General features: G+C 64.9%; 16 protein-coding genes and 2 pseudogenes. 4 read left to right on the top strand and 14 right to left on the bottom strand.

Annotated elements, in window-relative coordinates; genetic code table 11:
• Nucleotides 1-112: 112 nt before the first annotated feature.
• The 4 genes from Q0K23_RS06205 to Q0K23_RS06190 form a co-directional block, all read right to left on the bottom strand.
• Entirely contained in the window at nucleotides 113-2,902 is a 2,790-nt protein-coding gene (locus Q0K23_RS06205) for an FAD-dependent oxidoreductase (protein ID WP_294519340.1), read from the bottom strand.
• Nucleotides 2,903-2,992: 90 nt separating this feature from the next.
• Nucleotides 2,993-3,220 (bottom strand): helix-turn-helix transcriptional regulator, encoded by a 228-nt coding sequence (locus tag Q0K23_RS06200; RefSeq protein WP_294519337.1) that lies wholly within the window; start codon nucleotides 3,218-3,220, stop codon nucleotides 2,993-2,995.
• 191 nt (nucleotides 3,221-3,411) lie between these two features.
• Nucleotides 3,412-5,112, bottom strand: coding sequence for a M3 family oligoendopeptidase (locus Q0K23_RS06195; RefSeq protein WP_294519334.1), 1,701 nt, complete (start codon nucleotides 5,110-5,112; stop codon nucleotides 3,412-3,414).
• 176 nt (nucleotides 5,113-5,288) lie between these two features.
• On the bottom strand, nucleotides 5,289-7,100 hold the full coding sequence (locus tag Q0K23_RS06190; RefSeq protein ID WP_294519330.1) for an FAD-dependent oxidoreductase: 1,812 nt from the start codon (nucleotides 7,098-7,100) through the stop codon (nucleotides 5,289-5,291).
• A 267-nt stretch (nucleotides 7,101-7,367) separates the two neighbouring features.
• Between Q0K23_RS06190 and Q0K23_RS06185 the strand changes: the two genes are divergently transcribed.
• From Q0K23_RS06185 to Q0K23_RS06170, 4 genes are read left to right on the top strand one after another with little or no spacing between them, the layout of a single operon-like run.
• Nucleotides 7,368-9,041, top strand: a complete 1,674-nt coding sequence (locus Q0K23_RS06185) for a [Fe-Fe] hydrogenase large subunit C-terminal domain-containing protein (RefSeq protein WP_294519327.1) — start codon at nucleotides 7,368-7,370, stop codon at nucleotides 9,039-9,041.
• On the top strand, nucleotides 9,034-10,209 hold the full coding sequence (locus tag Q0K23_RS06180) for a SpoIIE family protein phosphatase (protein WP_294519324.1): 1,176 nt from the start codon (nucleotides 9,034-9,036) through the stop codon (nucleotides 10,207-10,209). Before Q0K23_RS06185 ends, Q0K23_RS06180 begins: the two co-directional genes overlap by 8 nt.
• 36 nt (nucleotides 10,210-10,245) lie before the next feature.
• The gene (locus tag Q0K23_RS06175; RefSeq protein WP_294519321.1) at nucleotides 10,246-10,959 is read left to right on the top strand and encodes a LytTR family DNA-binding domain-containing protein; all 714 of its coding nucleotides are present in this window, start codon (nucleotides 10,246-10,248) and stop codon (nucleotides 10,957-10,959) included.
• On the top strand, nucleotides 10,960-12,237 hold the full coding sequence (locus tag Q0K23_RS06170) for an ATP-binding protein (protein WP_294519318.1): 1,278 nt from the start codon (nucleotides 10,960-10,962) through the stop codon (nucleotides 12,235-12,237). It abuts the gene before it with no gap.
• Between the two features lie 54 nt (nucleotides 12,238-12,291).
• Here the strand turns inward: Q0K23_RS06170 and Q0K23_RS06165 are convergent, their stop codons facing one another.
• From Q0K23_RS06165 to Q0K23_RS12715, 10 genes and pseudogenes are all read right to left on the bottom strand, one after another.
• Nucleotides 12,292-13,512: a hypothetical protein gene (locus Q0K23_RS06165; RefSeq protein ID WP_294519315.1), complete on the bottom strand. Its 1,221-nt coding sequence runs from the start codon at nucleotides 13,510-13,512 to the stop codon at nucleotides 12,292-12,294.
• Nucleotides 13,513-13,908 carry a hypothetical protein gene (locus Q0K23_RS06160; RefSeq protein ID WP_294519312.1) on the bottom strand — a complete coding sequence of 132 codons (396 nt, stop codon included), beginning with the start codon at nucleotides 13,906-13,908 and terminating at the stop codon, nucleotides 13,513-13,515. It abuts the gene before it with no gap.
• 3 nt (nucleotides 13,909-13,911) lie between these two features.
• Nucleotides 13,912-16,854, bottom strand: a complete 2,943-nt coding sequence (locus Q0K23_RS06155) for a glycoside hydrolase family 3 C-terminal domain-containing protein (protein ID WP_294519309.1) — start codon at nucleotides 16,852-16,854, stop codon at nucleotides 13,912-13,914.
• Nucleotides 16,855-17,184: 330 nt separating this feature from the next.
• Nucleotides 17,185-18,348, bottom strand: coding sequence for a homocysteine S-methyltransferase family protein (locus Q0K23_RS06150; protein WP_294519306.1), 1,164 nt, complete (start codon nucleotides 18,346-18,348; stop codon nucleotides 17,185-17,187).
• A 167-nt stretch (nucleotides 18,349-18,515) separates the two neighbouring features.
• Nucleotides 18,516-19,466, bottom strand: coding sequence for an ROK family protein (locus Q0K23_RS06145; protein WP_294519303.1), 951 nt, complete (start codon nucleotides 19,464-19,466; stop codon nucleotides 18,516-18,518).
• 315 nt (nucleotides 19,467-19,781) lie between these two features.
• Entirely contained in the window at nucleotides 19,782-20,858 is a 1,077-nt protein-coding gene (locus Q0K23_RS06140) for a lysylphosphatidylglycerol synthase transmembrane domain-containing protein (protein ID WP_294519301.1), read from the bottom strand.
• 105 nt (nucleotides 20,859-20,963) lie between these two features.
• Nucleotides 20,964-22,055: a glycosyltransferase gene (locus Q0K23_RS06135; protein WP_294519298.1), complete on the bottom strand. Its 1,092-nt coding sequence runs from the start codon at nucleotides 22,053-22,055 to the stop codon at nucleotides 20,964-20,966.
• 261 nt (nucleotides 22,056-22,316) lie between these two features.
• Nucleotides 22,317-22,799: a phage holin family protein gene (locus tag Q0K23_RS06130; protein WP_294519295.1), complete on the bottom strand. Its 483-nt coding sequence runs from the start codon at nucleotides 22,797-22,799 to the stop codon at nucleotides 22,317-22,319.
• 208 nt (nucleotides 22,800-23,007) lie between these two features.
• A pseudogene (locus Q0K23_RS12720) lies at nucleotides 23,008-23,187 on the bottom strand (N-acetylmuramoyl-L-alanine amidase); the annotation flags it as partial.
• Nucleotides 23,188-23,277: 90 nt separating this feature from the next.
• Nucleotides 23,278-24,399 (bottom strand): annotated as a pseudogene (locus Q0K23_RS12715) (peptidoglycan-binding protein); the annotation flags it as partial.
• Between the last annotated feature and the right edge of the window lie 587 nt (nucleotides 24,400-24,986).

Genomic DNA, 24,986 nt, shown 5'->3' with positions numbered 1-24,986 from the left:
TGTTCCTTTTATCATACCATTCTCCGGCCTGTTTCGCAACAATTGCCGCGCAGGCAAAGCGGGGGCCGGAGGCATAAAGCCTCCGGCCCCCGGACAGAACAGGATTTTCCGCTCAGGCGAAGAACTTGGACAGGGGCCGCTTCTCCTCCACGGCCTTGATCATGTCGGCCATCTTGGACTGGTCTCCCACCAGGATCACGCCGCACAGCCGGCCGCCGGTGAAGTAGTACCGCTCCAGATTGCCCTGGACGTCGTCCCGGATCTCCACGGTCTGATAGGCGGTGCCGGGGACCTTGCCCGGGTCGCCCAGGGAGAAGAGCTCGGTGTCCATGCCGTGGAAGGCCAGGATGGGAGAGATGGTCTTGTAGGCGGCCAGATCGCCGGTGGCGCAGGCGCCGGCCACCTTGCCCTGCTCCTGGGCCTCGGGCCAGAGGGCGAAGTTGACGCCGCCAAACTGGGCGCAGTCGCCGCAGGCGTACACGCCGGGCAGGTTGGTCTCCATGTTCTCGCCCACAACGATGGCACGGTCGGTCTCCACGCCGGCGGCCTTGGCGATGGCCGTGTTGGCCCGGACGCCGCAGGACACCACCACCAGGTCGGCGGGGATGACCTCGCCGGTGCCCAGCTTCACGCCGGTCACCTTGCCGTCGCCCTCAATGGCCGCGATCTGGACGCCGGTCTCCACCCGGACGCCCACCTTGTCGCACTGCTTGAGCAGCAGCTGTGCCGCCGCGTCGTCCAGCTGGCGGCCCATGAGCTGGGGCGCCAGCTCCAGCACGGTCACCTCGCACTTGGCCTTGCGCAGCTCCCAGGCCGCCTCCAGGCCCAGCACGCCGCCGCCGATGACCACGGCCCGCTTCAGGGCGCTGCCCATGGCCTGGATCTTCTCCACGTCGGCCACCCGGCGGATGGCCACCACGCCGGCCTGGTCATGGCCGGGGATGGGCGGGATGAAGCACTCGCTGCCCAAGGCAAAGATAAGCTTGGTGTAGGGCAGGGCGTCGCCGCCGTCCAGGGTGACGGTTTTGCCCTCCGTATCCACGGCGGTGACCTGCCGGTTCAGGATCTGCACGATGTTGTTGGCCTCGTACCAGCCGGCGGGATGGAGGGCCATCTGCTCCTCGGTCAGGCCGGAGAGCATGGCCTTGGTGAGCATGGGCCGCTGGTAGGCGGGGCCCTCGTTGGAGATGAGCAGGATGCGGCCGGTCTTGTCCCGCTCCCGGATGGCCTCCGCCGCGCTGACGCCGGCGCAGCCGTTGCCCAAGATGACGTAGCTGTTCTGGGTGTCGTTGCGGAAGGTGGTCTTCTCCTCCTCCACCTCCACGAACTTGTCCCGGCCCACGCCGCACACCGGGCAGGAGTCCAGGGAGGCGTCGAAAATCTCGCCGCACACCAGGCACTTCACCAGCTTGCGGCCGCCCTTGGCGGGGGCGGCGGCCTTCTGCTCATCCAGCTTCACGTAGTGCTCAGGGCCCACGCCGCACACCGGGCAGCGCTCCTTGGAGCCGTCGAACACGGCGCCGCAGATCTTGCAGCGCACCTTCTCCCCGGCCTTGGGAGCGGCGGGGGCGGCCTCCTGGTCCAGGGGCACAAAGAACTCGGGGCCCACCTTGCACACGGGGCAGACATCCATGCCCTCGTCGAACACGGCGCCGCACACCTTGCACTTCACCTTCCGGGCAGGGGCCCGCTTGACGGGCGTCTGGTTGTCCAGCAGGGTGCGGCCGAAGTTCTGGCCGAACTCCCTGGCCTGCTCCATCTGCCCCTCGCTGGGCTTGAACCGGACCCGGAAGGGCTCCACGGTCTTCATCTTCAGCTGCTTGAGCCGCTCCATGATGTGGGGCACGCCCTCGCCGCTCCAGCCGTAGCTGCCGAAGGCACTGGCCAGCTTGCCGCCGTGGGTGGTGGCGAACATGCCGGTGGTCAGGTCCCAGATGGGCTTGAGGGCCTCGCCCACAATGGTGGGCGTGCCCAGCAGGAAGCCGTCGGCGTACAGCAGCTCCTCGGCCACCTTGGCCGCGTCGGCCTCCACCATGTCATAGGTGCGCACGTCGATGTCGCCGCTCTCCTTGACGCCCTGGGCGATGGCCTGGGCCAGCTTGCCGGTGTAGCCGTAGGCGCTGACGTAGGGGATGATGACAGTGGTCCTGGGGTTGGGGTTGATGACGGTGGACCACTCCTCGTAGGTGTCCAGCATCCAGGGGATGTTGCAGTCCAGCACCGGGCCGTGGCCGGGGCAGATCATGTCCAGCTCCAGCTGGCGCACCCGCTTGAGGGCGGCGAGCATAAAGCGCTTGTAAGGCCCGATGATGCAGTCAAAGTAGTACTTGGTGGCCCGGAGATAGCCCTCCCGGTCGGTGACCTTGCTGGCCACCACCTCGTCCATGGCGTAGTGGGAGCCGAAGGAGTCGCAGGTGACCAGGGTCTTGTCCTCCCGGATGTAGGTGTACATGGTGTCGGGCCAGTGGAGGTTGGGGACCACGATGAACTCCAGGGTCTTGCCGTCCAGCTCCAGGGTCTGGCCGTCCTTGATGGCGATGGAGTAGAAGTCCTTGTTGACGATCTCCTTCAGGAACCCCAGGGCGCAGCCGGTGGCCACGATCTTCAGGCGGGGGTTCAGGTCCAGCAGCCGCTCGATGCTGCCCGAGTGGTCGGGCTCGGTGTGGCTCACCACCAGGTAGTCCACCTCTTCGATGGGGGTGATCTCCCCCACCTTCCGCAGCCAGTCGTCGCAGCACTTGGCCTTGGCGGTCTCAAAGAGCACGGTGTGCTTGCCGGTCTTGAGGACATAGGAGTTGTAGGTGGTGCCGAACTCGGTGTACATGATGATGTCGAACACCCGCAGGTCGTGGTCAATGGCGCCGGTGAAATAGAATCCCTTTTTCAGCTCAAACGCTTCCATGTTTCATCGTCCTTTCTCTTGCCCCGGTGCGGGGCGCATGTTTTCTGTGTCTCAGTGCTTCCGCACACAATTGTCTCATGGCTGGGGCGGTTATATCCGGAAGGCAAACAGCTTCTCCGGCGGCACCTCCAGGGCGTCGCAGATGGCAAAGACCACGTCCAGGGATACGGCGCAGTCGGCGGTCTCGATCCGGCTCATATGGGTGCGGCTGACGTTGATCCGCTCGGCCAGACGGCTCTGGGAGATCCCCCGCTCCTTCCGGTAGTAGGCGATGTTCAGTCCCAGATACTTGTATTTTTGGAGCTGTTCCTTCCGCATGATATCACCCTGTATAGTATACTTTTCCGCTATGATTTAGGCCACAACGTGAAAGTGTAATTTTGAAACATGTAAAGTTGCAAAATTAGTGTATTACAGAACTGACAAAACCGCAAGCCGATTTTGTATCGGGAGATGGAGCGCGCCCGCCGCGGGGACTGCGGCGGGCGCGTCGGCTCAGATCGATTGTCTCAGACCAGGGTGGCGGGGTCCACCTGCTCCAGCCACCGGAGGGCGGCGGCGGAGACGGTGCGCAGGGCGTCGTCCCCGAAGGGGGTGTCCAGCCCGGCGGAGGCCACCAGCTCGGTGAAGGTGCGGGTGCCCGCCAGCTTCACCAGGCCCAGGTACTTCTTCCAAGCGCCGGCCCGGTCGGCCTGCATCAGGTTCCAGAACTCCAGGGCCACCGTCTGGGCCAGGCAGTAGTCGATATAGTAGAAGGGCCGCTCGTAGATGTGGCTCTGGCGCTGCCAGCCCTTGGCGTCGCCGTAGAAGGGGATCTCACCCAGCTTCATCCAGGGCATGTAGACCCCCAGCAGTTCCTTCCACACCTCGTGGCGCTGGGCGGGGGTCATGTCCGGGTTCTCGTACACGATGTGCTGGAAGTGGTCCACCATGGTGCCGTAGGGGATGAAGGTGATGGCGTCGGACAGGTGCTTGTAGCGGAACTTGTCCGCCTGGGGCCCGAAGAACTTCTCCGACCAGGGCCAGGCGAAGAACTCCATGGACATGGAGTGGATCTCGCAGGACTCATAGGTGGGGCTGTGGTTCTCCATGGGCACCATGTCCCGGGCCACATAGGCGGCGAAGGCGTGGCCCGCCTCGTGGGTCATGACCTCCACGTCGCCCTGGGTGCCGTTGAAGTTGGCGAAGATAAAGGGGCTGTGGTAGTCGGGAATATCGGTGCAGTAGCCGCCGCCTGCCTTGCCGGTGCGGGAGAGCACGTCCAGCAGCTCCCCGTCCATCATGAAGTCGATGAACTCCGCCGTCTCAGGGGACAGGTCGTGGTAGAATCCCACGCCCTGGGCCAGGATGTCGTCGGGGCCGCCCTGGGGCACCGCGTTGCCGCCCCGGTAAAAGAGGGCGGCGTCGGCAAAGTTCAGGGGGTACTCCTTGCCCAGCCGCTTGGCCTGGGCCTTCACCACCTGCTCCGCCGCGGGCACCAAGTACTTCACCACGGCGGAGCGGAACTTCTCCACGTCCTCCTTGGTGTAGCTGTTGCGGCTCATGCGGTAGTAGCCCAGCTCCACGTAGTTGTCGTATCCCATCTCCCGGGCCTGGCGGGTGCGGACCTGGACCAGCTCGTCATAGAGAGCGTCCAGCTCCTTGCCGTGCTCCAGGTAGAAGTTGCCCTCCGCCTCCCAGGCGGCCCGGCGGCGGTCGTCGTCCGGGTCCTGCTTGAAGGGGGTCAGCTGGGACAGGGTGTACACGCCCCCCTCAAAGGGGATCTGGGCGGAGGCGATGAGCTTTGCATAGTCCAGCGTCAGGGCGTTCTCCCGCTGCATCTGGGGCACGATGGAGGGGATGAAGGTCTTGAGTTCCATCTCCATGTTCTTCAGGAACAGCCCGCCGTACTCCGCCTCAAAGTCCGGCCGGAAGGGAGAGGCCAGCAGAACCTTCTGGAACTCCTGCTGCACCTCCCGCAGGAGGGGCAGGTGCTCGGCCATGAAGCGGGCCTCCTCGTCGTAATAGGCGTCCCGGGTGTCAATGGTGTGTCGGATATAGGCCAGGGTGTCTGCGGTGTAGAGGTGGCTCTGCAGCTCCTGCAGCTTCAAAAATGCGGCCTTGGCCTCCTCATAGCAGCCCGCCCCCTTCAGCGCCTCCGTGCAGGCGATGATCTCGGCCTTGGCGGCCTCCAGGTCGGGCCGGGTGTAGGTCATGTCGGAAAATTTCATTTTCTTACGCTCCTTTCCGTCAGCCCCTCCCCTGCTCTGGGCGGGAGAGGGTCCAGATTCCATATTAGGGCACAACCGCGCCTTTGGCAAGGATTATTTTTCCGCACGCCATCCAAAAAATGCGCAGAAAACCGCCCCCGGCCGGTTGGCCGGGGGCGGTAAGGAAGGAACTGGGATTACTGGGCGTAAGCCGCGGCGTTGGCGCCGGCGATGCGGCCCCAGGCGAAGCAGTTGGCCAGGGTGAAGCCCATGTAGGCGCTGTTGGCGCTGGCCTCGCCGGCCACGTACAGGCCGGGGATGCTGGTGCCGTCGGCCCGGATGACCTCGGCGTTCTCGTTGCGGGCGATGCCGCCGTAGGTGATGATCTCGCAGGGCACCAGGGGGATGGCCACGTAGGGGGCGGTCAGCTTGGCCAGCTCGTCGCCGGTGCGGCGGAACTCCTGGTCATAGCCGGCGTCCACGTAGGCGTTGAAGTTGTTGATGGTCTCCTCCAGCCCGGCGGCGTCCACGCCCAGGTTGGCGGCGAACTCCTCGATGGTGTTGCCGGTGACGTACTCCAGGTCCAGGTTGCGCTTGGTCTTGCCGTTGGTGGCGTCAATGGCGGCCTGGTCGGAGATGGCCCAGACGTAGCCCAGGCCGTCCTTGTGCATCTGGTCGAACACGGGGCTGTTGAGCTTCTGGGTCATGTAGCCCTGGTCCTTCTCGTTGACAAAACGCTTGCCCTCGGCGCCCACCATGATCACGTTGGGCAGGGACATGAAGCCGTTGTTGTTGGCAGTGGCGGAGGTGCCGTTGTGCTCGGCCATGATGGTGTAGTCCTTGAGGACGCACATCATGTCGTCGGTGTGGGTGGTGGCGGCGCCCACGTTGCTGGCCATGATGATGCCGTCGCCGGTGGAGCCGGGGAAGCCGATGCCGAAGGTGCCGGCCAGCTCGGGGGTGAAGCGGGCGGTGAGCTCGGGGTTGTAGGCGTAGCCGCCGGTGCAGATGACCACGCTCTTGGCGGTGATGGTGAACTCGCTGCCGCCCTTCTCGGCCTTCACGCCGCCCACGCTGCCGTCGGCGTTCATGACCAGCTCAGTGGCCTTGGTCTCCAGCATGAGCTCCACGCCGGCGTCGTCCAGGGTCTTGCTGAAGGGCTCGGCCATGCCGGCGCCCGCGCCGTCCACCTGGTGCATCATCTGCAGGGGGCCGTAGCCCACCTTCACGTCGGTGAAGTTCAGACCCACCCGGTCGGCCAGCCAGTTGATGGTCTCGCCGCTCTTCTCCAGGGTGATGGTGGTGAGCACCGGGTCCAGATGGTAGGAGGCGTTGCTCATCAGGTTGTCGTACATCTCGTCGAAGGTGAGCTCAATGCCCATCTCCTTCTGCAGGTCGCTGCCGTAGGCGCCGATGACGCCCTGGGAGGTGAAGGTGGTGCCGCCGATGGAGGCCATCTTCTCCAGCAGGATGACGGTGCCGGCGCCCTGGTCCTTGGCCTCGATGGCGGCGCACAGGCCGGCGCCGCCCGCGCCGATGACCACCACGTCGGCGGTCATGTCGCCGGTGGTCTCGGTCTCGTCGGACTGGACGGGCACCTGCTTAAGGGCCTCCACATCGCCGCCGGCCTCGGTGATGGCGGCGGCCACGGCGGTCAGGATGGCGTTGCTGGTGTTGGTGGCGCCGCTGACGGTGTCAACACCCAGGGACTGGTTGTCCACGATGGCCTTGGGGATGCGCTCCAGGGCGGGGGTGGCGATGCTCTCGGTCTCGGACTGCTCGGTCACCACCACGCTGGTGATGGCGCTGTCGCTGACGGTGACCTCAACGGTCACAGGGCCGTTGTTGCCGTCGGCAGTGCCGGTGTAGGTACCGGCGGTGTAGGCGCCGGCAGGAGCGGGGTTGCCGCTGGGGTTCTCGGAGCTCTGGGGCTGGCTGTTACAGCCGGCCAGCATGCCCACCAGGAGCGCGGAGCCGAGCAAGAGGCTGATTCCTTTTTTCAGATTCATTGAGGTGTTCCTCCTTCTTCTTTCCTGAGCTGTCTTTCCCTCGGTTCAGGTTGTCAAGATTATAACATTTTTCTCACCCTCTTACAAGCTAAATTTGACAAATTATTTGCATTTTTGTCCATTAGTTATTTTATTTTTTGTATTTGTTGCACATTTCTTTCGTTATCTTGCGGTCAGAATCTCCGCCGCAGCAAGAACACAGGTGAATTGACAGGCGTACCTTCCGCCGATATACTGAACGTAAGAAATTATGGGGAGGCGCGGCCCATGGACGACTATATCAGGCTGAAAAAGTCCAACTGCAAGAACTGCTACAAGTGCATCCGCAACTGTCCCGTCAAGTCCATCCGGTTCTCCGACCACCAGGCCAACATCGTCCCCGACGAGTGCATCCTCTGCGGCCGGTGCTTTGTGGCCTGCCCCCAGAACGCCAAGGAGGTGCGGGACGACCTGCCCGCCGCCCGGGCCCTGCTCGCCGGCGGCGCGCCGGTGTATGCCAGCGTGGCCCCCTCCTTTGTGGCCGCCTGGGACGGGGTGACCATCTCCTCCATGGAGAACGCCCTGAAGGCCCTGGGCTTTGCCGGGGCCGAGGAGACCGCCCTGGGGGCCACCATGGTCAAGACGGAGTACGAGCACCTGACCGCCGCCGGGGAACAGCAGGTCATCATCTCCACCTGCTGCCACACGGTGAACCTGCTGGTGCAGAAGCACTTCCCCGAGGTGCTGCCCGCCCTGGCCAAAGTGGTGTCCCCCATGCAGGCCCACTGCCGGGACCTGAAGCGGCGGCACCCCGGGTGCCGCACCGTGTTCATCGGCCCCTGCATCTCCAAAAAGGATGAGGCCGAGTCCTACCCCGGCATTGTGGACTGCGTGCTCACCTTTGAGGAGCTGTCCGCCTGGCTGGAGCAGTCAGGCGTGACCCTGGAGCAGGGGACTGACGGCAACCAGGAGAGCCGGGCCCGGCTCTTCCCCACCACCGGCGGCATCCTGCGCACCATGGCGGAGCGGAACCCGGACTACGCCTACCTGGCGGTGGACGGCATCGACAACTGCATCACCGCCCTGCGGGACATCGCCGAGGGCCGGATGGGCAAGTGCTTCATCGAGATGTCCGCCTGTCCCGGCAGCTGCATCGGCGGTCCGGCCATGGGCAAGAACCGCCGGGCTGCGGTGCGGGACTTTGTCACCGTGGACCGGTACGCCGGCCCCGCCGACTTCCCCTTCGAGCCCCTGCCGCCGGAGAAGATGAACAAGCGCTTTCCCCTGCTGCTCAGCGGACAGGTCAAGCCGGGCAGCGCCGCCATTGAGGAGGTGCTGCGGCAGATGGGCAAGACCCGCCCCTCCGACGAGCTCAACTGCGGCACCTGCGGGTACGACACCTGCCGGGAGAAGGCGGCGGCCGTGCTGGCGGGCAAGGCGGACATCACCATGTGCCTGCCCTACCTGAAGGAGCGGGCCGAGTCCTTCTCCGACCACATCATCCAGAACACCCCCAACGCCATCGTGGTCTTTGACGATACCCTGGTCATCCAGCAGGTCAACGACGCGGCCTGCCGTCTGCTGGGGGCCGGGCCGGAGGAGCTGAAGGGCACCCAGCCCGGGGGGCTCCTGGCCCCGGAGGTCTACGCGGAGACCCTCCAGCTGGGCCGCCCTTACCACCAGAAATGCCTCTACCTCCAGGATTATGACAAATATGTGGAGCAGATGGTCACCTACGACGAGGGCTACCATATCCTCATCTGCATCATGCGGGACATCACCGCCGAGGAGCGGGAGCGGGAGCGCCGGGAGGCGGTGAACGCCATCACCCTGGAGGTGGCGGACAACGTCATCGCCAAGCAGATGCGCACCGTCCAGGAGATCGCCTCCCTGCTGGGGGAGACGGCGGCGGAGACCAAGGTGGCCCTCACCAAGCTGAAGGAGAGCCTGGGCCATGAGTGAACTGATTCCCGACGTGGGCTATGTGAGCCTGAACAAATTCGGCGAGCAGCTGTGCGGCGACCACGTGGAGATCGTGGACGGCGGAGACGGCAGCCTGGTGGTGGTGCTGGCCGACGGGCTGGGCTCGGGCGTGAAGGCCAGCATCCTGTCCACCCTGACGGCCAAGATCATCTCCACCATGATGGCCAACGGCCTGTCCCTGGCCGACTGCGTGGACACCATTGCCGCCACCCTGCCGGTGTGCTCGGAGCGGCAGGTGGCCTACTCCACCTTCACCATCCTGCGCTTTGCCGGGGGCAAGACAGCCCAGATCATCCAGTACGATAACCCCCACGTCATCCTCCTGCGGGACGGCCACCCCTACGCCTACCCCCAGGACATGGTGGAGATCGACGGCAAGAAGATCTACCAGGCCAGCCTTGACCTGATGGAAAACGACACCTTTGTGGCCTTCAGCGACGGGGCCCTCCACGCCAGCGTGGGGCCGGTGCTGGACCTGACCTGGGACCGGTGGGCCATCGGCCAGTTTCTGGAGACCATGTACGACCCCCACGCCACCGCCAAGACCGTGTCCTCCGTTCTGGCCGGAGAGTGCAAGCGGCTCTACGGCGAGCGGCCCGGGGACGACACCACGGTGTGCACCGTCCGGCTCCGACGGCGGCAGTCCGTCAGCCTGATGCTGGGCCCCTCCCGTGACCCGGACGACGAGGAGGCCATGCTCACCGCCTTTTTCGCCGAGCCGGGCAAGCACATCGTCTCCGGCGGCACCACCTCTGCCCTGGCCGCCCGGCACCTGGGCCGTGAGCTGGACACCACCCTCCCCGCCTACGTGGACCCGGAGATCCCGCCCACAGCCAGGCTGGAGGGGGTGGACCTGGTCACCGAGGGGGTGGTCACCCTGGGGCGGGTGGTGGAGTACGCCAGGGACTACCTGGGGGACAACGCCCGGTACAGCCAGTGGGGCTATAAAAAGGACGGGGCCTCCCTGGCCGCCCGGATGCTCTTTGAGGACGCCACCCACGTCAACCTGTACATCGGCCGGGCGGTCAACCCGGCCCACCAGGCCGCCGGCCTGCCCATCGGATTCGACCGGAAGATGCAGATCGCCGACCAGCTCTCCGACTGTCTCAAGCAGATGGGAAAGACGGTCAAGATGTACAAATTCTGACCAAAAGGCTGATTTTTTGTGGAGAGGAGGGATTTTGTGTTCCGAATCGCCATCGCGGAGGACGACGAGGCCTGCGCCCGGCAGCTGCGGGAGTACCTGGACCGGTACGGCCGGGAGAACGGCGAGGAGCTGGAGGTCCGGTGGTTCCCCGACGGCCTGGAGCTGGTGGAGGAGTACCGCCCCATCTACGACCTGATCCTTCTGGACATCGAGATGCCCCACCTGGACGGCATGACCGCCGCCCAGAAGATCCGCCGCGCGGACAGCGAGGTGCTCATCCTCTTCATCACCAACATGGCCAAGTACGCCATCAGCGGCTACGAGGTGGAGGCCCTGGGCTTCATGCTCAAGCCGGTGAACTACTTCTCCCTGTCCCTCAAGCTGAAAAAGGCCTTCTCCTACCTCCACAGCCGGGCCCAGAAGAGCCTGATGGTCCCCACTCAGGAGGGGATGCAGAAGATCTCCGCCTCAGACATCCGCTACGCGGAGGTGGCGGACCACCGGCTCCAAATTCATACCGCCCAGGGGGTATACACCATGCGGGGCACCCTCCAGGAGCTGGAGGAAGAGCTGGAGGGTCAGCACTTTGCCCGGTGCAACAAGGGCTATCTGGTCAACCTGCGCCACATCCATCTCATCAAGAGCGACCGGGTGGTCGTGGCCGGGGGCGACGAGCTGCTCATGAGCCGCAGGAAGAAGGAGGAATTCCTCCTGGCGGTGACCGAATACTATGGAAAAGGGGGCCGGTAGATGGAATTTCTCGACTTAGTGGACGATTTTCTCAAGCAGACCATACAGACCCGGGACCTGCTGCTGGCCTGCGGGCTCTTCGCCATCCCCCTGGCCAAGCGCCCCCACCTGTGGGTCAAGCTGGCACTGGGTATCCCCGCCTCCCTGGCCCTCTCCTGCCTCATCCCCCATGGCACCTTCAGCTACCTGCTGGAGCTGCTGGTGGTCATCGCCCTGGTGTGGCTGTGCTGCGACCTGCCGGTGACCGACGCCGTGTACTGCGGCGTGTGCGGGTACGCCTGCCAGCACATCGCCTACGCCGTCTACTCCATTATCCGGGCCCTGCTCCCCGGCGTGTCCTGGGAGAATCCGCCCGGTCTCTCCCTCCCCTATTTTCTGATCTATCCCCCGGTCTTTGTCCTGCTCTACTTTCTCTTCGGCCGGAACCTGGCCGGCGGCGGCCGGTACGATGTGGACGTACACCAGACCCTGTTCTCCTCCATCGGCACCCTGGCGGTGGTGTGGCTCCTCAGCACCGTGGCCCAGACCCTGGCGGCGGGCAATCCAGGCATCAGCATCGTGTGCCATCTGTACGGCATCTTCTGCTGCGTGTCCATGTTCTGGGGGCAGGTCAACCAGCGCAACCGCTCCCGGCTGGAGCGGGAGCTGGTGCTCCAGCAGCAGCTCGCCCGCCAGCAGCGGGAGCAGTACGAGCTCACCCAGGAGACCATCGACATCATCAACCGCAAGTGCCACGACCTGAAGCACCAGGTGGCCGCCCTGCGGAACATCTCCTCGGAGGAACAGCGGGAGGCCCACCTGTCCGAGATCGAGCGCTCCATCCAGATCTACGACTCCACCCTGGAGACGGGCAGCCGGGTGCTGGACACAGTGCTCACCGAGAAGAGCCTGTACTGCGGCGCCCACCAGATCACCATGACCTGCATGGCCGACGGACGGCGGCTCTCCTTCCTGGACGATGTGGACGTGTACACCATCTTTGGCAACGCCATCGACAACGCCATTGAGAGCGTCAGCGGCCTGACCGACCCGGAGAAGCGGGCCATCGCCGTGTCGGTGTGGAGCAAGAGCGGCCTGCTGCTCATCCAGTTTGAGAACTACTATGAGAAGGAGCTCCGCTTTGAAAACGGCATTCCGGCCACCACAAAGGCGGACAAGGCGGACCACGGCTTCGGCATCCGCTCCATCGGCTACACCGTGAAGAAGTACGGCGGCCACCTGACCATCAGCGCCGAGGACCACCTGTTCCTGCTGAGCATCTCCATTCCCCTGCCCTGACACAGCAAAACTCCCCGCCGCAGTGTGCGGCGGGGAGTTTTTGTGCCTCCAGGCTCAATAGTCCGGGTCCAGAGAGGTGCGCAGGGTGGAGTGGTCGAAGCTCAGGTTGGCGGTGCCGTCGCCATTGTCGGTCCAGATGCCCTCGATGTGAGAGGGGCCCTGGGGCGGCATCTCGCTGTACTGGTCAAAGCGGAAGGTGCCGTCGGTGTACAGCTCCAGGGTGCCGTCCTTGATGGCAAAGGGGCGGTTGTCGCTGGTCATGCTGTAGGTGTAGGCGGAGCCGGCGGAGGCGGCGGTGGGCGTGGCGGTGAAGTTGAAGCTGATGGAGCTGTTGCCGCAGTTGAACACGCCGCCGTTGGTCAGGTCAAAGCGGTCCACGTACTGGGGATAGCTGAAGGAGTTGCGGGCAATGCCGTCGGTGTAGTAGTAGTTGGCGGAGATCACGTTGTGGCCGTCAAAGGTGACGCCCTGGGCCACCTGGGTGGTGTCCGAGGTGGGATTGGTGACAAAGGCGCTCTCGCTGTGGGCCACCGCGGTGATGTCATAGGTGGCGCCCGGGGTCAGGGCGTCGGAGACCGCGTTGTAGTGGTCGGCGGACAGGTCCTCCACCGTGACCACCACCGCGTCGGCGGCGTCGGCCGTGTTGGTGAAGGTCACCTCCACGGTGTCCGGGTAGACCTGGTACATGTAGTCGGCGATGTTGGACACCTGGACGTCAACGGTGCCGTCAAAGGTGTTCCACAGGTAATCCACCACCGGGGCGTCCTGGGCGCCGGAGAAGGAGTAGGTGGCGGTGGCGGCGGTGGACATGGCGTGGGCGGAGTCGTTCAGGCTGGGGAAGGCGAACACCTTCACCAGGTACTCGCCGTAGCCGTACTGGACCAGGTCGTCGATGTTGCCCGAGTAGGTCTCGCCGCCGGTGCCGGTGGCGGCGATGGAGTTGCTGGAGAAGAGGAAGGGGTCGCTGTCGCCGGTGGCGTCGGGGGCGCAGAAGTAGACCAGGTAGTAGTCCGCGTTGGCCACGCCGGTGAAGGAGTAGTCCCCGTTCTCGCTGAGGGTGAAGTCGGCAGGGGCGTCCAGCTTGGCGGCCGTGCTCTGGCTCTCCGTGGCGGAGCCGCCGGCGGAGGTGCTGCTGGCGAACCAGTCGTCCATGACGGCCCCCACCTCGTCGTAGTAGGTGTTGATGTTGTCCAGGGCCGTGGTGGCGCAGGAGGTGCACAGCAGGCCCAGCACGCCCGCCGTGAGCAGCAGGCTGAGAAGTTTACGCGGTTTCATTCAAGCCGCCTCCTTTCTGGTGAAGCAGGAGGCAATCCCCAGGATGGCCGTGGCGAAGCAGAGCAGAATGATGGCCACCACAGGCACCAGGGAGCCCCGGGCGCCGTACATGGTGATGTTGTTGAGCCGGTCGGCCCAGACGGGGTAGCTGTTGAGGAAGAACAGGCCCACGCCGTAGGACACCAGGAGCACCTGGACCAGGTTGAGGAACTCGGTGGCCTTCTTGTCCACCAGGGCATAGGCCAGTCCGCAGACCGCGCCCAGCAGAAGGGCCAGGACCACGATGGAGTCCATATAGCTGTAGATGGCGCCGTAGATGATAAACGCGACCAGAGCAACCAGATTGACCGCCGCGGCGATCAGGCTCAGCTTCGCGCTGATGCTTTTTCCCTTCATACCTTACTTCACCTCCGCAGTGTGCTTTTTCTTGTACACCATGACGGCGCTGGCGGCGGTGCAGACCACAAAGCCCACGCCCAGCACTGCTGTGGCGATCAGCAGGGCCTTCTGCCAGCCGGGTACGATGGTGAGGATGGTGCTGCCGTTGGTCAGGCCGTTGACCGACCAGGTCCGGCTGAGGACATACAGGTCGTGCTTGGCGGCCTCACGCAGGTAGGAGAGGATGGCGGTGTCGCCGCCGTCGATGAGCCCCTGGATGGCGTTGCGGTAGGCGCCGGCGTCCAGGCAGTAGTAGTCCTGACCGGTGACCAGGAACTCGGCGAAGTGGTTCTTGTAGGCGTAGGAGGAGTAGCCATCGGAGGTGACGTGGCCCTTGAAGCCCCACTCGCCCCGGAGCACGCCGTCCAGCAGGGCGGGGTTGGCGTTGTTGGGCACGCAGCCGATGCGGTTGAATGCGGTCATGACGCTCAGGGCGCCGCCCTCACAGAAGGCCCCCTCAAAGGCCCGGAGATAGTTCTCACGCAGGGCCTGCTCGTTGGTGAAGGTGGCCACGCCGTCACGGGCGTAGTCCTGGTCGTTGAGGGCGAAGTGCTTGATGCAGAAGGTGGTGCCCACGGCCTGCATGGCGGCAGCCTCGTGGGTGCCCACGATGTAGCCGAAGTTGCCGTCCTCAGACCAGTACTGGTGGTTGCGCCCGCCGAAGGGGGTGCGGTGCAGGTCGCCGCCGCCGTACCAGATCTCGGTGGCGCCGCAGAACAGGGACTCGATGCCCAGCAGGCGGCCCCGCTGGTCAAACCGCTCGGTGTTCCAGGTGCGGGAGGTGGTGACCTCGGACACCCAGCCGATGCAGCTGGCATTGTTGCACACCAGGTTGCCGATGCCGGTGTTGTCGTCGGTACGGTTGGCGCCGGGCATGCCCACGCTCTCAATGGGGTCGTAGCCGTCGTTGTCGGAGATCAGGCTGAGCATCTCGTCGATGGACAGCTGGTCCAGGAAGGCGTCCCAGGTCTCCTCGTCGTCAAAGTCGGTGTAGTACAGGTCGGCGAAGGTGAGGCCGTTGTCCGCGCCGGTGGTGAAGGTCTCGCCGGTGTCATAATCCGCGGCGCTGTACCAGTCGGGGATCATGTCCTCCAGCATCTCCTCGGTCATGGCCACCTCGATGGCCTCGGCGGGGTAGGTGCCCTCCCAGTCGGAGCGGGAGAGGTAGGTGAAGTCGTAGTCGTAGTAGTTGATGTCGGCCTTGTCAAAGAGGTTGGTGACCTCCACGCCGGTGAACCGGGACAGGTCATAGCTCTCGGTGTCCAGCTCGGCCTGGTTCCAGGTGTGGGTCTTGGCGGCATCGCCGTCGTAGTCCATGCCGTTGGCGGTGGTGCAGCCCTTGGCGGCCAGGATGTTGTTCAGCGCGTCGTGGGCGCTGGTGCCGATGGCCAGGTAGTAGTCCCCGGCGCTGAGGATGTATCCGGCGGCGCCGTAGGTGTCGTAGCTGGCCAGGAAGTAGCGGTCCACCTCAACGGTGACGGTCTCGCTGGCGCCCGGCTCCAGGGTGCCGGTCTTGCCCATGCCCACAAACTGGACGGCCGCCTTCTCCACGTTGTTCTGCTTCTCGTAGTCGCCGTAGGGGGTCTGGGCATAGACCTCCACCACGTCCATACCGGCTACATCGCCGGTATTGGTCACGGTGACCTCCACCAGGTAGGAGTCGGTGTTAGGGTCGTACTCCACGCCGTCCAGGGTCTGCTCAAAGGTGGTGTAGCTCAGACCGTAGCCGAAGGGGAACACCACCTCGTCGGTGTAGCTCCAGGCGCTGCCGGTGGAGGAGCCCACGGCGCTGGAGGCGTTGCCCGCACCCAGGACGGTGTCCTCGTAGCGGGTCTCATAGTACTTGTAGCCGGTGTAGATGCCCTCGGCGTAGAGGATCCAGTTGCTCTCCGAGGTGCCGTCGGCGCCCCAGTCCGCGTCATTGGCGGCCACCCAGTCCAGGTTGGACCACTGCTGGGTGTTGTTGCCCGCATAGGTGACGGCGGGAGCGGACAGGGAGTTGGCGGCGTAGGTGTCCACCACGCGGCCGGAGGGATTGGCGGCGCCCACCATCAGGTTGACCACGCCGGTGTAGCCCACCGCGCCGGGACGGCCCACCAGCATGCAGGCGTCCACGCCGTAGTCGTCCAGCCAGTCCAGCTCCATGGCCTGCTCGGAGTTGATGAGCACGATGATGGAGCCGAACACGCCGGCCTCCTTCTGGCTCTGGAGGTAGGCCATCAGATCGGCCTCGTTGTCGGACAGGCCCAGATAGTGGTTGCCGTCGTCGTTGTAGAGGGATGCGTCGTTGCTCTCGCTGCCCGCCCGGGACAGAACCACGATGGCCGCGTCGTTGCAGCTGCTCTGCCAGGAGCTCTCCTGGGCCTTCACGTCGGCGATGGGGGCCTCCATCACAGAGGTGATGCTGGTGGTACCCAGGTCGGCGTAGGCGGTGTCGCCCAGGGTGGCGTTCACGTTCTCCGCGCCCAGGGCGTCCTGAAGGGCGGAGGTCAGGGTGGAGGCCACGATGGACTCAAAGGGGGTGCGGGTGGAGGTGCCGATGGGGTGGAACGCACCGTTGCCGAAGACGGTCACACCGGCCCCCTCCGCCAGAGGCAGAGCCCCGTTGTTGGTCAGGAGCACGGTGCCCTCCTCGGCCTGCTTGATGTTCTCGGCGGCCACGTCCATCTCCAGCATCAGGGCCGCCTGGTTGTTGTTGGGGTCGGTGCCGTACTCGTTGTCATAGACCACCGCGTCGGCCGCCGCGGCGTCGTCATTGTGGATGATCTGGGTGGTGGAGACGCCCAGGGCCTGGTTGATGACGCCCGCATAGTGGAAGGTCAGCGTGGTTGCGGCGGTGCACAGGAAAAACAGAAACGCCATGATTCCGGCCACGCCGCGCAAGATTGCCGCTTTTCTTTTCATATACGTCCTCCTCTGCTTGTTCTTGTTGTGCCAGGATGTTCCTCTTTTTCTTCCTCCTCCGTCAAAAGTTCAGAGGGCCGTCCGCCCTCCGTGCTGCGGAGCATGTCTCCCGTGACACGTTCTGTCTGTCAGTATAGATATTTACCGCCGGTTCGGCGCGGTTTTGTCTCAAGCGGTTTATTTGCCGCCCGAAACGGTCAAAGCGGGCAAGAAAAAGCGCAGCTGTTTTGGTCATTTTCGCCAAAACAACTGCGCTGAAAACAGCAAAATGCCCCGCCGGGCGTGTCCCATTACAGGCACATCCGGCGGGGCAAAAGAGTTCTTTTTCTATTAAAGCAGGACCAGGCCGTATTTTTTCGCCATCTCGGCCAGGAATTCCGGCTCCAGGTCGCCGGTGCCGTCCCAGAAGGCCCGGCCCTGGTACACCCGCAGGGCCTGCTCCAGCAGCTCGGGCACGTCGGACCACAGGCACAGGGCATCCCGGATGGCGTACTGGTTCTCCGCAAAGACGGCCACGTCGTCCTCCTCCAGAATGGCGATCTTCAGCGCCCCCTGGGGACAGATCTCCTCCGCCTCCAAGATCTCCTCCATCAGGTCGGGGGTACACTCGATGGTCTCCCCTACGTCCACGTCGGGGGTGATGAACCGGGCCTCCTTCTCGCTGGCGCAGGGGATCACGTCCGGGTCGCGCTCCGGCGGCACAAAGCGGGAGAGGTCCACCTGCTCCAGGTCCCGGCTCAGGGCGGCCACGCCCTCGCCGCTGATGCCTCCGCCGCAGGCAAAGACCCGAACCCCCGCCTCTGCCAGCGTCTGGGGCGCGGGCATGGCGCTGTCCGCCACCACCGCCAGAGGGATGGTTGCGTAGGGCGTCAGCCGCTGGAGCTGCTCCAGCAGCACCTCCGCCCCCTCGCCGCAGGACAGCCCGAAGGCGGCCGCGCCCATGCCCTGCATCACGATCAGGGCGGCCAGCACGTCGGTGCCCGACTCCGTGCGCCCCTCCTCGTCGCAGCGGGCCAGCACCACCACCGGCTTCCCCGAGGCCTGTCCCACCGCCAGCATGGCGGCCCGCTCCTCGGCCATGGTCATGCCCTCCGCCAGCAGGAACAGGTCCACGCCCGCCTCCTCCAGGGCGGCGGCCTGTTCGGCATAGGCCGTCACCAATTCCTCAAAGGTCACGTCGCCGAAGGGCTCCAGCTCCTGCCCGGCGGGCCCCATGCCCCCGGCCACCAGGACCTCCGGCCCCACCGCCCGGCGGGTCAGCTCCACCAGGGTGCGGTTGTACCCACGCACGTCCTCCTCCCCGTCCCGGCGGGGCAGGCGGAACCGGTTGCCCCGAAAGGTGGGCGCCGCCACCGCGCCGCAGCCGGCCGCGGCCCAGGACCGCTGGAGCAGGTTCAGCTTCTCCCGGTGCCCGGGGAGCCAGGTGCTCTCCCGGCCGCCGTCCGTCCCGCCGTCCTCGGCGCCGCCGATGAGAAGAGGCACAGGTATGTCCATGGAATCGTTTCCTCCTTGGGCTTCATATATTTGGAATTCAGTATACCGGGTTCTGCCTGAAATTGCAAGGCAATCTTCCCGCTGCCGGGCAAAATACGGCAGAAGGGCGGACGCCGCTCTCTGCGGCGTCCGCCCCGGGTGGTTCAGTCTGGAGTTTGGTGCCCGTCTCAGCGGAACAGGGGCAGCAGGGCCGCGCCGATGATGCCCGCGTCGTTGCCCAGCTGGGCCAGAGTGAGGATGGTGCGGCGCTTGCTGTCCCGGGCGTAGTCCTCCCGGTCCACGATGGCCCGCACAGGCCCCATCAGGGTCTCGCCGGCGCCGGCCACACCGCCGCCCACGCAGAAGATCTCGGGCTGGAAGATGTTGATCAGGCTGGTGATGCCGCAGGCCAGATAGGACTGGTACTCCTCCACCAGCTCCTTGGCCAGCAGGTCCCCCTGGGAGGCCGCGTCAAACACGGTGCGGGCCTCCACCTTGTCCAGGTCGCCGTCGGCCAGCTTCCACAGCAGGGTCTCCCGGTTGTCCTGCATCCGCTCCCGGGCCCGCTTGATGATGGCGGTGGCGGAGGCGTAGGTCTCAAAACAGCCCCGGCGGCCGCAGGTGCACAGCCGGCCGTTGTACTCGATGACGAAGTGGCCCACTTCCAGACCGGCGTAGTTGAAGCCGGTGTACAGCTTGCCGTCCAGCACGGCGCCGCCGCCCACGCCGGTGCCCAGGGTGATGGCCACCATGGACTGGCTGCCCTTGCCCGCGCCGGCGGCATACTCGCCCAGAGCCGCGGCGTTGGCGTCGTTCTCGATGTAGACCTCCTTGCCCAGGCGGGCCTTGAGCATGTCGGCCAGGGGCACGTTGTGGAAGTCCAGGTTGGACCAGTACTCCACGATGCCGTTCTTGGGGTCAATGACGCCGGGGGAGCCGATGCCCACCGACGCAATATCATCCATGGTGAAACCGCCGGCGGTCAGCGCCTGCCGGGCCGCCTCGGCCATGGCGGCGGCAACGGCCTCCGCGCCGGTACGGGGCGTGGAGATCTTGCCCCGGCTGAGAATGGTGCCCGCTTCATCCACTACGGCGGCCGCCACATTGATGCCGCCCAGGTCAATGCCCAGATACTTCATAAGAAAAAGTCCTCCCTTTTTCTGCTTTGTTCTCCGCAGCCGCTCCCCACTCCCTCTTGACCCTGTCCCTGAGGACCGGGCCCATAAAAGCGGCCGCGCTGCCGCACCGGACCAGCGCGGCATTTTCTTCTCTATTATAGCGAAAAAAGCCGTGCCCCACAAGAGGGCACGGCCGTTTCCGCTGTAAAAATAATCCTTTCTCCAAGGGCATTTCAGAGGCAATCTGTGAAAACAGGTTCTGTTTTACCTGTATTTTCCCATTTTGTCCGCTCTTTTTCCACCTGCTGCGGTGAAAATGCTTCTCTCTGCACCGTCTTACGCGGTGGGGACCGCTCTATTCAGCCCCGCAGCCGCTGCGCATGTGTTTTTTTCGCTGTTGCGGCGCTTGGTGGACAGGTGGACCGCCAGGGTGACGCAGCCGCTGAGGAGCAGGAAGGCGTAAAAGCTGATGCCCCGGGACACCAGCACCGCCGGCGTCACCAGGGAGGTGCCGAAAAACAGGGCGAACAGGGTGACAAAGCCGCCCTCGGTGGCGCCCACCGCGCCGGGCAGGGGCAGCGAGGAGGTGGCCAGGGTGAGCAGGGCCTGGGCGCCCACCAGCTCCATGGCCCCGTGGCCGCTCAGGCCGAAGGCCTTGTACACCACAAAGGGCACCAGGAACAGGGCGGTGAGCTGCACCAGGTTCAGCCCCAGCAGCACGGGCACCAGAGCGGCGTTTTTCTTAAAGCACTCCGCGCCGGAGCGGTACTCCGCCATCTGCCGCTCCAGCTTCTCCGCCGCGGCGGCCCGGTCCCGGACCAGCCGCAGCCGGGCGCCCAGGTTCAGCAGGCCGTTCATCAGCCGCCGGGCTGCGTTGGGCAGGAACATGAAGCAGAGCATCCCGGCGGTGAGGGCCAGCATGACCACCCCGCCGTAGAGCAGCAGCAGGCCCATGCCGGGGCCCATGGCGGTTATGAGGCCCGGCATGGCGATGGCCGTAACGGCTGCGTACAGGAGCACGGTCACCTGGTAGCACACGGCGATCATCATCATGTTCAGGGCCCCGTGGGCGGGGGGCACGCCGTTTTTGCTCATGTAGTAGATCTGGGCGGGCTGGCCGCCGGTGGCGGAGGGGGTGATGGAGCTGACGTAGAACCCCACAAAGGAGAAGCCCAGGCAGCGGCGGTAGGGCAGCGGATGGCCCAGGCGGCCCAGGATCAGCTTGGAGCACATGGCCTCGCTGCCCACAAAGACGAACATCAGCCCCAGGCCCAGGACCACATAGCCCGGCTTCACCCGGCCCAGCACTTCCAGCAGCTGGGAGACCGGCTGATTGCGCAGCAGCAGGTAAAAGGTCAGGGCAATGAGCCCCAGCAGCAGGATGCCTCCCGCCAGACGTTTTCCCTTACTCATGGGTGTGCACCTGCCTCCAGCCCCACGCCAGCCGCCCCGCCAGGACCAGCAGCGCGGCCAGGGCGGTCAGGGCCGCAAAGCGCCCCGCAGATTTCCTTTTCTTCATCACGCGCACGCTCCCTTCATCACACGCAGGGTCTCCAGAATGGCGCCCAGGCTGTTCTCCGCCAGCTGGCCCTTCAGACGGCGCATATTGTCCGCCATGGCCGAGAGCTTCTCCCGGTCGTAGATCAGATCGCGGATCGCCTCCAGGCAGTCCTCGATCTCCTTGGCCGCCACGGCGCCGATGCCGGCGCGGAGCAGGAACCGGGCGTTGTTGATCTCCTGCTGGAGGAAAGGCTCCCAGGTCAGCAGGGGCAGTTCGGAAAAAATGCTCTCAAACATGGTGATGCCGCCGGGCTTGGAGAGCATCAGATCCGCCTGGGCCATGTAGTCGTACACCCGGTCGGTGTACCCCACCACATGGATGTGCTCGTACTTCCCGTCCAGCCGTTCCCGCAGCTTCTCGTTCCGGCCGGCAATGATGGTGGTCTCCACCCCGGGCAGGGCGTTGAGCTCCTCATAGAACCGGTCCTTCCGGGGCAGCAGGCCCAGGCCGCCGCCCATAATGAGCAGGTGCCGCCGCTGGCCGTCCCGGCGGTGGGGGGTGGTCTTGAACTGGGCCTTCACCGGTATGCCGGTGGCCACGATGATGGCCGGGTCCACGCCCTTCCTGGCCAGCCGCTCCCGCAGCTCGGGGGTGCCCACCAGATAGCAGTCGGTGCCGCTGTTGATCCACTCGCCGTGGACGGACAGATCGGTGATGCAGGTGACCAGAGGCAGCGCCGCGCCGGTCTCCTGCTTGTAGCGGGACACCAGCTGGGCGCAGAGGGGGTGGGTGGCCACCACCATGTCTGGCTCCTCCTCCCCCAGCAGGGTGGACAGACGGTCCAGGAAGTGCCACTCGAAGGGCGGATGGGCGTCGCTCTCCATGTTCTCGGTCATCTTGTAATAAGTATTGTAAATCCCGCTGCCGTGGGTGACCAGCAGGGAAAATCCCTTGTACCACGCCTCAGAGGCGCTGGGTACGGCGTAATCGATAAAGTCCAGCACCTTGACCTCCGTGCCGGGCTCCTCGTCCTGGAACTGCTGCGCCAGAGACTGGGAGGCCGACCAGTGGCCCATGCCGAATTTTCCCGTCAGAATCAGGACCTTCATGTCCAACCCTCCTGTCGTTGCCTGTCTTTTCCTCTTTACAGGTCTGAGTATAGCCCGCTAATCTTTAGAAAACCCTGCCCCAAAGCTTAAAGAATCATTAAGAAAAAGGAAAACCTTCCGCGCGTTTTAGATGGATTTATATTCCACAAGTAAAAATTTGCACAGATAACAAAACTTTTATTCATTCGTTACAATACACATAAATAATGAATTAATAACAAAGCAAGCCCCCGTCGGAATGTTCTGGCGGGGGCTTGCTTCTTATTCTCTCGTATTTTCGGTTCCGGCTCCAGCCTGCTCACCAGCGCTGTCCACGGCGTCCAGGCTAATCTGGAGCAGCTTGGTCAACCACGCGGGGACCGGCGCGCCCATCAGGACAGCGTTCTCCACGATGCTGCCCAGCTCAGTGAGGCAGTACCATACCAATACCAGCGGGCAGACGATGCCCCGGAAGGCCACAGGCAGCTGCACCACCGGCAGGTTGTCCAGTACCAGACTCAGCAGCAGGTCTGCGGCTGCTGCCACCAGGACCACCACTACCTCGCCGGCCTTGTGCCACACACCAGAACGGGCCGCAGACGAGGACCACTCTCCGTTTTTACAGGCGGCCGCGCTGCCGGTCAGGTAGTCCAGCAGCATCAGGCCCACCCACGCGAACGCCAGCCAGCCGAACCAGCCCCAGAAGGCCGTCAGCGCACCCAGAACGGCGGCCACAGCGGCCTTGATTGCGGTCAGATTATCCATATGTATCTCCTCACTTTCCGGCCTTGACGGCCTCATAAAAGCGCCTGAACATTACCGCCACCTCCTGGCGGGTACTGGCCGCCGTGGGCCGGGTGCCGTCCAGCAGACCCATGGCCTTGGCCCACGCCCAGGCCTCCGCCGCCCAGTCGGCGGGCTGCTCCGCTGCGGGCTGCTGGGGCTCCTCCGGCTCCGTCTGGCCGTCCCCGCCCAAGGCCGCCTTGACGGCGGCGCGGAAGTCGTCCATGGTCTTGCCGTGCCTGGGCCACCAGTGCTCCACGTCGGCGTGGTTGGAGGCGATGCCCGCCCGGTAGCCCTCCGCGTGGCAGAGGATGTCCTGCTCCGGGTCCAGCTTGTACTCCTTGCAGAGGTAGGCGCACAGGGCCACGGCGCGGGCCCACACGGCCTCGAAGTAGTCCGCCGTCTCCTCCGGGTCGTAGGCCATGAGGGAGCCGGGCTGGGCCGCTGCCGCCGCCAGGGTGGCGGGACCACAGGAGCCGTCCTGAGTGAGTCCCAGGGCGGACTGGGCGGCCCTGGTGGCCGTCTCGGTGGCCGGGCCGAAGCTGCCGTCCACCTCCCCGGTGTACAGTCCCATCCGCTGGAGCTCCTGCTGCCAACGCTTGACGGCCCAGGCGCTCATGCCCTTGGCCCCACGGTACAGAGGCGCCCACTCTACCGGCAGCAGACGGCACTGGTCGGGCTCGCAGATCTCAAAGGCAATGTGGGTGTCGTTGGCGGTTGCACCGCTGGTGCCGGTTCCGGCGTGCCAGCCACGGCAGGTCCAGGGCAGGGTCTGGAGTGTCTGGCCGTCGTCCACCATGGCGTGGACTGCCGCCGTGGCCTGGGCACTGTCCCAGCCGGCCCGGAGCTGGCCGGCCATGGCGCCGGGGGTGCCTGTGCTGTGCACCATGATGCCCTTGGGGGTGATGGTGCGGCCCGCCTTGCAGCAGGCGCTGTTGGTCATGATTGCCTGGGTGATCTCGTCCACGGGCTTGTCCTCCTTGTCGTTGTCCTCTTCCTCCAGCCAGAGGCACAGGTAGCTGTCCACGGGGCGGGCGGAGTCGATGACCTGGCCGCCGCCGAAGTCGCACTGAGCACTGCCGCCGCCGTCCAGCATGACGGCCGTCTCCGCCCCCAGGGCGTACAGCTCCGCCCGCAGCTCCTCGGGAGTTGCCGCGTCCGCCGTGCCGTCGCCGGAGACGTACAGGATCAGGTGCTCCCCGTCCAGGGCCATGGCCGTGCGGCCCCGGCGGCTGCCCAGCTCCGCGCCGTAGCTCAGGGCGTCTTGGATGCCCACCATGGGGGTGAGCAGCTCATAGCCGCCGATGTAGTTGGCCCGCTCATCGGCGGGCAGCGCGGTCAGTGCGATATCGCCGCCGGAGTCCCAGGCATAGCCCCAGCAGCCCCAGCTCTCTTTTGCCCGCACCACCCCGTCTGCCTTCAGGTGGTGGGTGGGGTGGTTGATGCTGTCAAAAAATCCGGCGTTGCAGATGAGGTCGGGCTGCTCCGCCGCCTTGACCTGCTCCAGGCTCCGGCCGCCGCCGGTGACCAGGGCCAGTCGCTTGATGTGTCCAAGTCGGACACGCTGGATGTACTTGCTCATGATACCACCTCCCACTGCCACAGCCCGGCGGTGCCGGGAGTCCAGACGCAAGGAAGCATGTCTGATTTACACAGGTATGTCTTGCCCTCGTAGGAGTAGTATTTGCCGTTGTAGCTGTCCATACCGTACACCCACGGGATAGGGTCATACTGCGTTCCGGCGTGCTCACGCTCAATGGGTCGGTAGATTGCAAACATCCCGTCTGCGTCCGGAGGCTGGTGCGCCTGCGGTGTCACAGACTGTACAACACGGTATGTTTGTCCATTGCATGTCAGGCATACCCCGGCGGAAATTTCGGTACCAGCGGCCAGCAGCTCCTCCCAGGTTGGAAGGAGATCAGGGACAGACAGGGCCACCGCGTCGGTGAGTGTGGTTACAGAACGCGCTATAGCTCGCATGAGGGTGACACCTTGTTCCTGCGTGCTGGGCGGGGGTGCGGGTTGGTTGGCAGCAGCCTCCCATGCCGCGATCTCCTCCGGTGTGGCGTCCCTGTATTCAGCTCCGTCAAATACTCTCAAATCGATACCCCCTCAGTACAATTCTCGTCCCGGCTTCCACATTCCCGGCCGAGTTCTTTACAGCAATCG

It is taken from the genome of uncultured Pseudoflavonifractor sp. (genome assembly GCF_944387275.1).
Lineage (GTDB): Bacteria > Bacillota > Clostridia > Oscillospirales > Oscillospiraceae > Pseudoflavonifractor > Pseudoflavonifractor intestinihominis.
Note: the sequence above shows the minus strand (reverse complement) of the source record. Positions and strands in the feature narration are given on the sequence as shown.

What these genes read in the sequence shown, in the direction of transcription:
- Q0K23_RS06130 (WP_294519295.1), bottom strand. Translation starts at nt 22,799, where the DNA reads ATGGATAATCTGACCGCAATCAAGGCCGCTGTGGCCGCCGTTCTGGGT.
- Q0K23_RS06205 (WP_294519340.1), bottom strand. Translation starts at nt 2,902, where the DNA reads ATGGAAGCGTTTGAGCTGAAAAAGGGATTCTATTTCACCGGCGCCATT.
- Q0K23_RS06135 (WP_294519298.1), bottom strand. Translation starts at nt 22,055, where the DNA reads ATGAAGGTCCTGATTCTGACGGGAAAATTCGGCATGGGCCACTGGTCG.
- Q0K23_RS06190 (WP_294519330.1), bottom strand. Translation starts at nt 7,100, where the DNA reads ATGAATCTGAAAAAAGGAATCAGCCTCTTGCTCGGCTCCGCGCTCCTG.
- Q0K23_RS06145 (WP_294519303.1), bottom strand. Translation starts at nt 19,466, where the DNA reads ATGAAGTATCTGGGCATTGACCTGGGCGGCATCAATGTGGCGGCCGCC.
- Q0K23_RS06155 (WP_294519309.1), bottom strand. Translation starts at nt 16,854, where the DNA reads ATGAAAAGAAAAGCGGCAATCTTGCGCGGCGTGGCCGGAATCATGGCG.
- Q0K23_RS06180 (WP_294519324.1), top strand. Translation starts at nt 9,034, where the DNA reads ATGAGTGAACTGATTCCCGACGTGGGCTATGTGAGCCTGAACAAATTC.
- Q0K23_RS06185 (WP_294519327.1), top strand. Translation starts at nt 7,368, where the DNA reads ATGGACGACTATATCAGGCTGAAAAAGTCCAACTGCAAGAACTGCTAC.
- Q0K23_RS06160 (WP_294519312.1), bottom strand. Translation starts at nt 13,908, where the DNA reads ATGAAGGGAAAAAGCATCAGCGCGAAGCTGAGCCTGATCGCCGCGGCG.
- Q0K23_RS06140 (WP_294519301.1), bottom strand. Translation starts at nt 20,858, where the DNA reads ATGAGTAAGGGAAAACGTCTGGCGGGAGGCATCCTGCTGCTGGGGCTC.
- Q0K23_RS06170 (WP_294519318.1), top strand. Translation starts at nt 10,960, where the DNA reads ATGGAATTTCTCGACTTAGTGGACGATTTTCTCAAGCAGACCATACAG.
- Q0K23_RS06200 (WP_294519337.1), bottom strand. Translation starts at nt 3,220, where the DNA reads ATGCGGAAGGAACAGCTCCAAAAATACAAGTATCTGGGACTGAACATC.
- Q0K23_RS06150 (WP_294519306.1), bottom strand. Translation starts at nt 18,348, where the DNA reads ATGGACATACCTGTGCCTCTTCTCATCGGCGGCGCCGAGGACGGCGGG.
- Q0K23_RS06165 (WP_294519315.1), bottom strand. Translation starts at nt 13,512, where the DNA reads ATGAAACCGCGTAAACTTCTCAGCCTGCTGCTCACGGCGGGCGTGCTG.
- Q0K23_RS06195 (WP_294519334.1), bottom strand. Translation starts at nt 5,112, where the DNA reads ATGAAATTTTCCGACATGACCTACACCCGGCCCGACCTGGAGGCCGCC.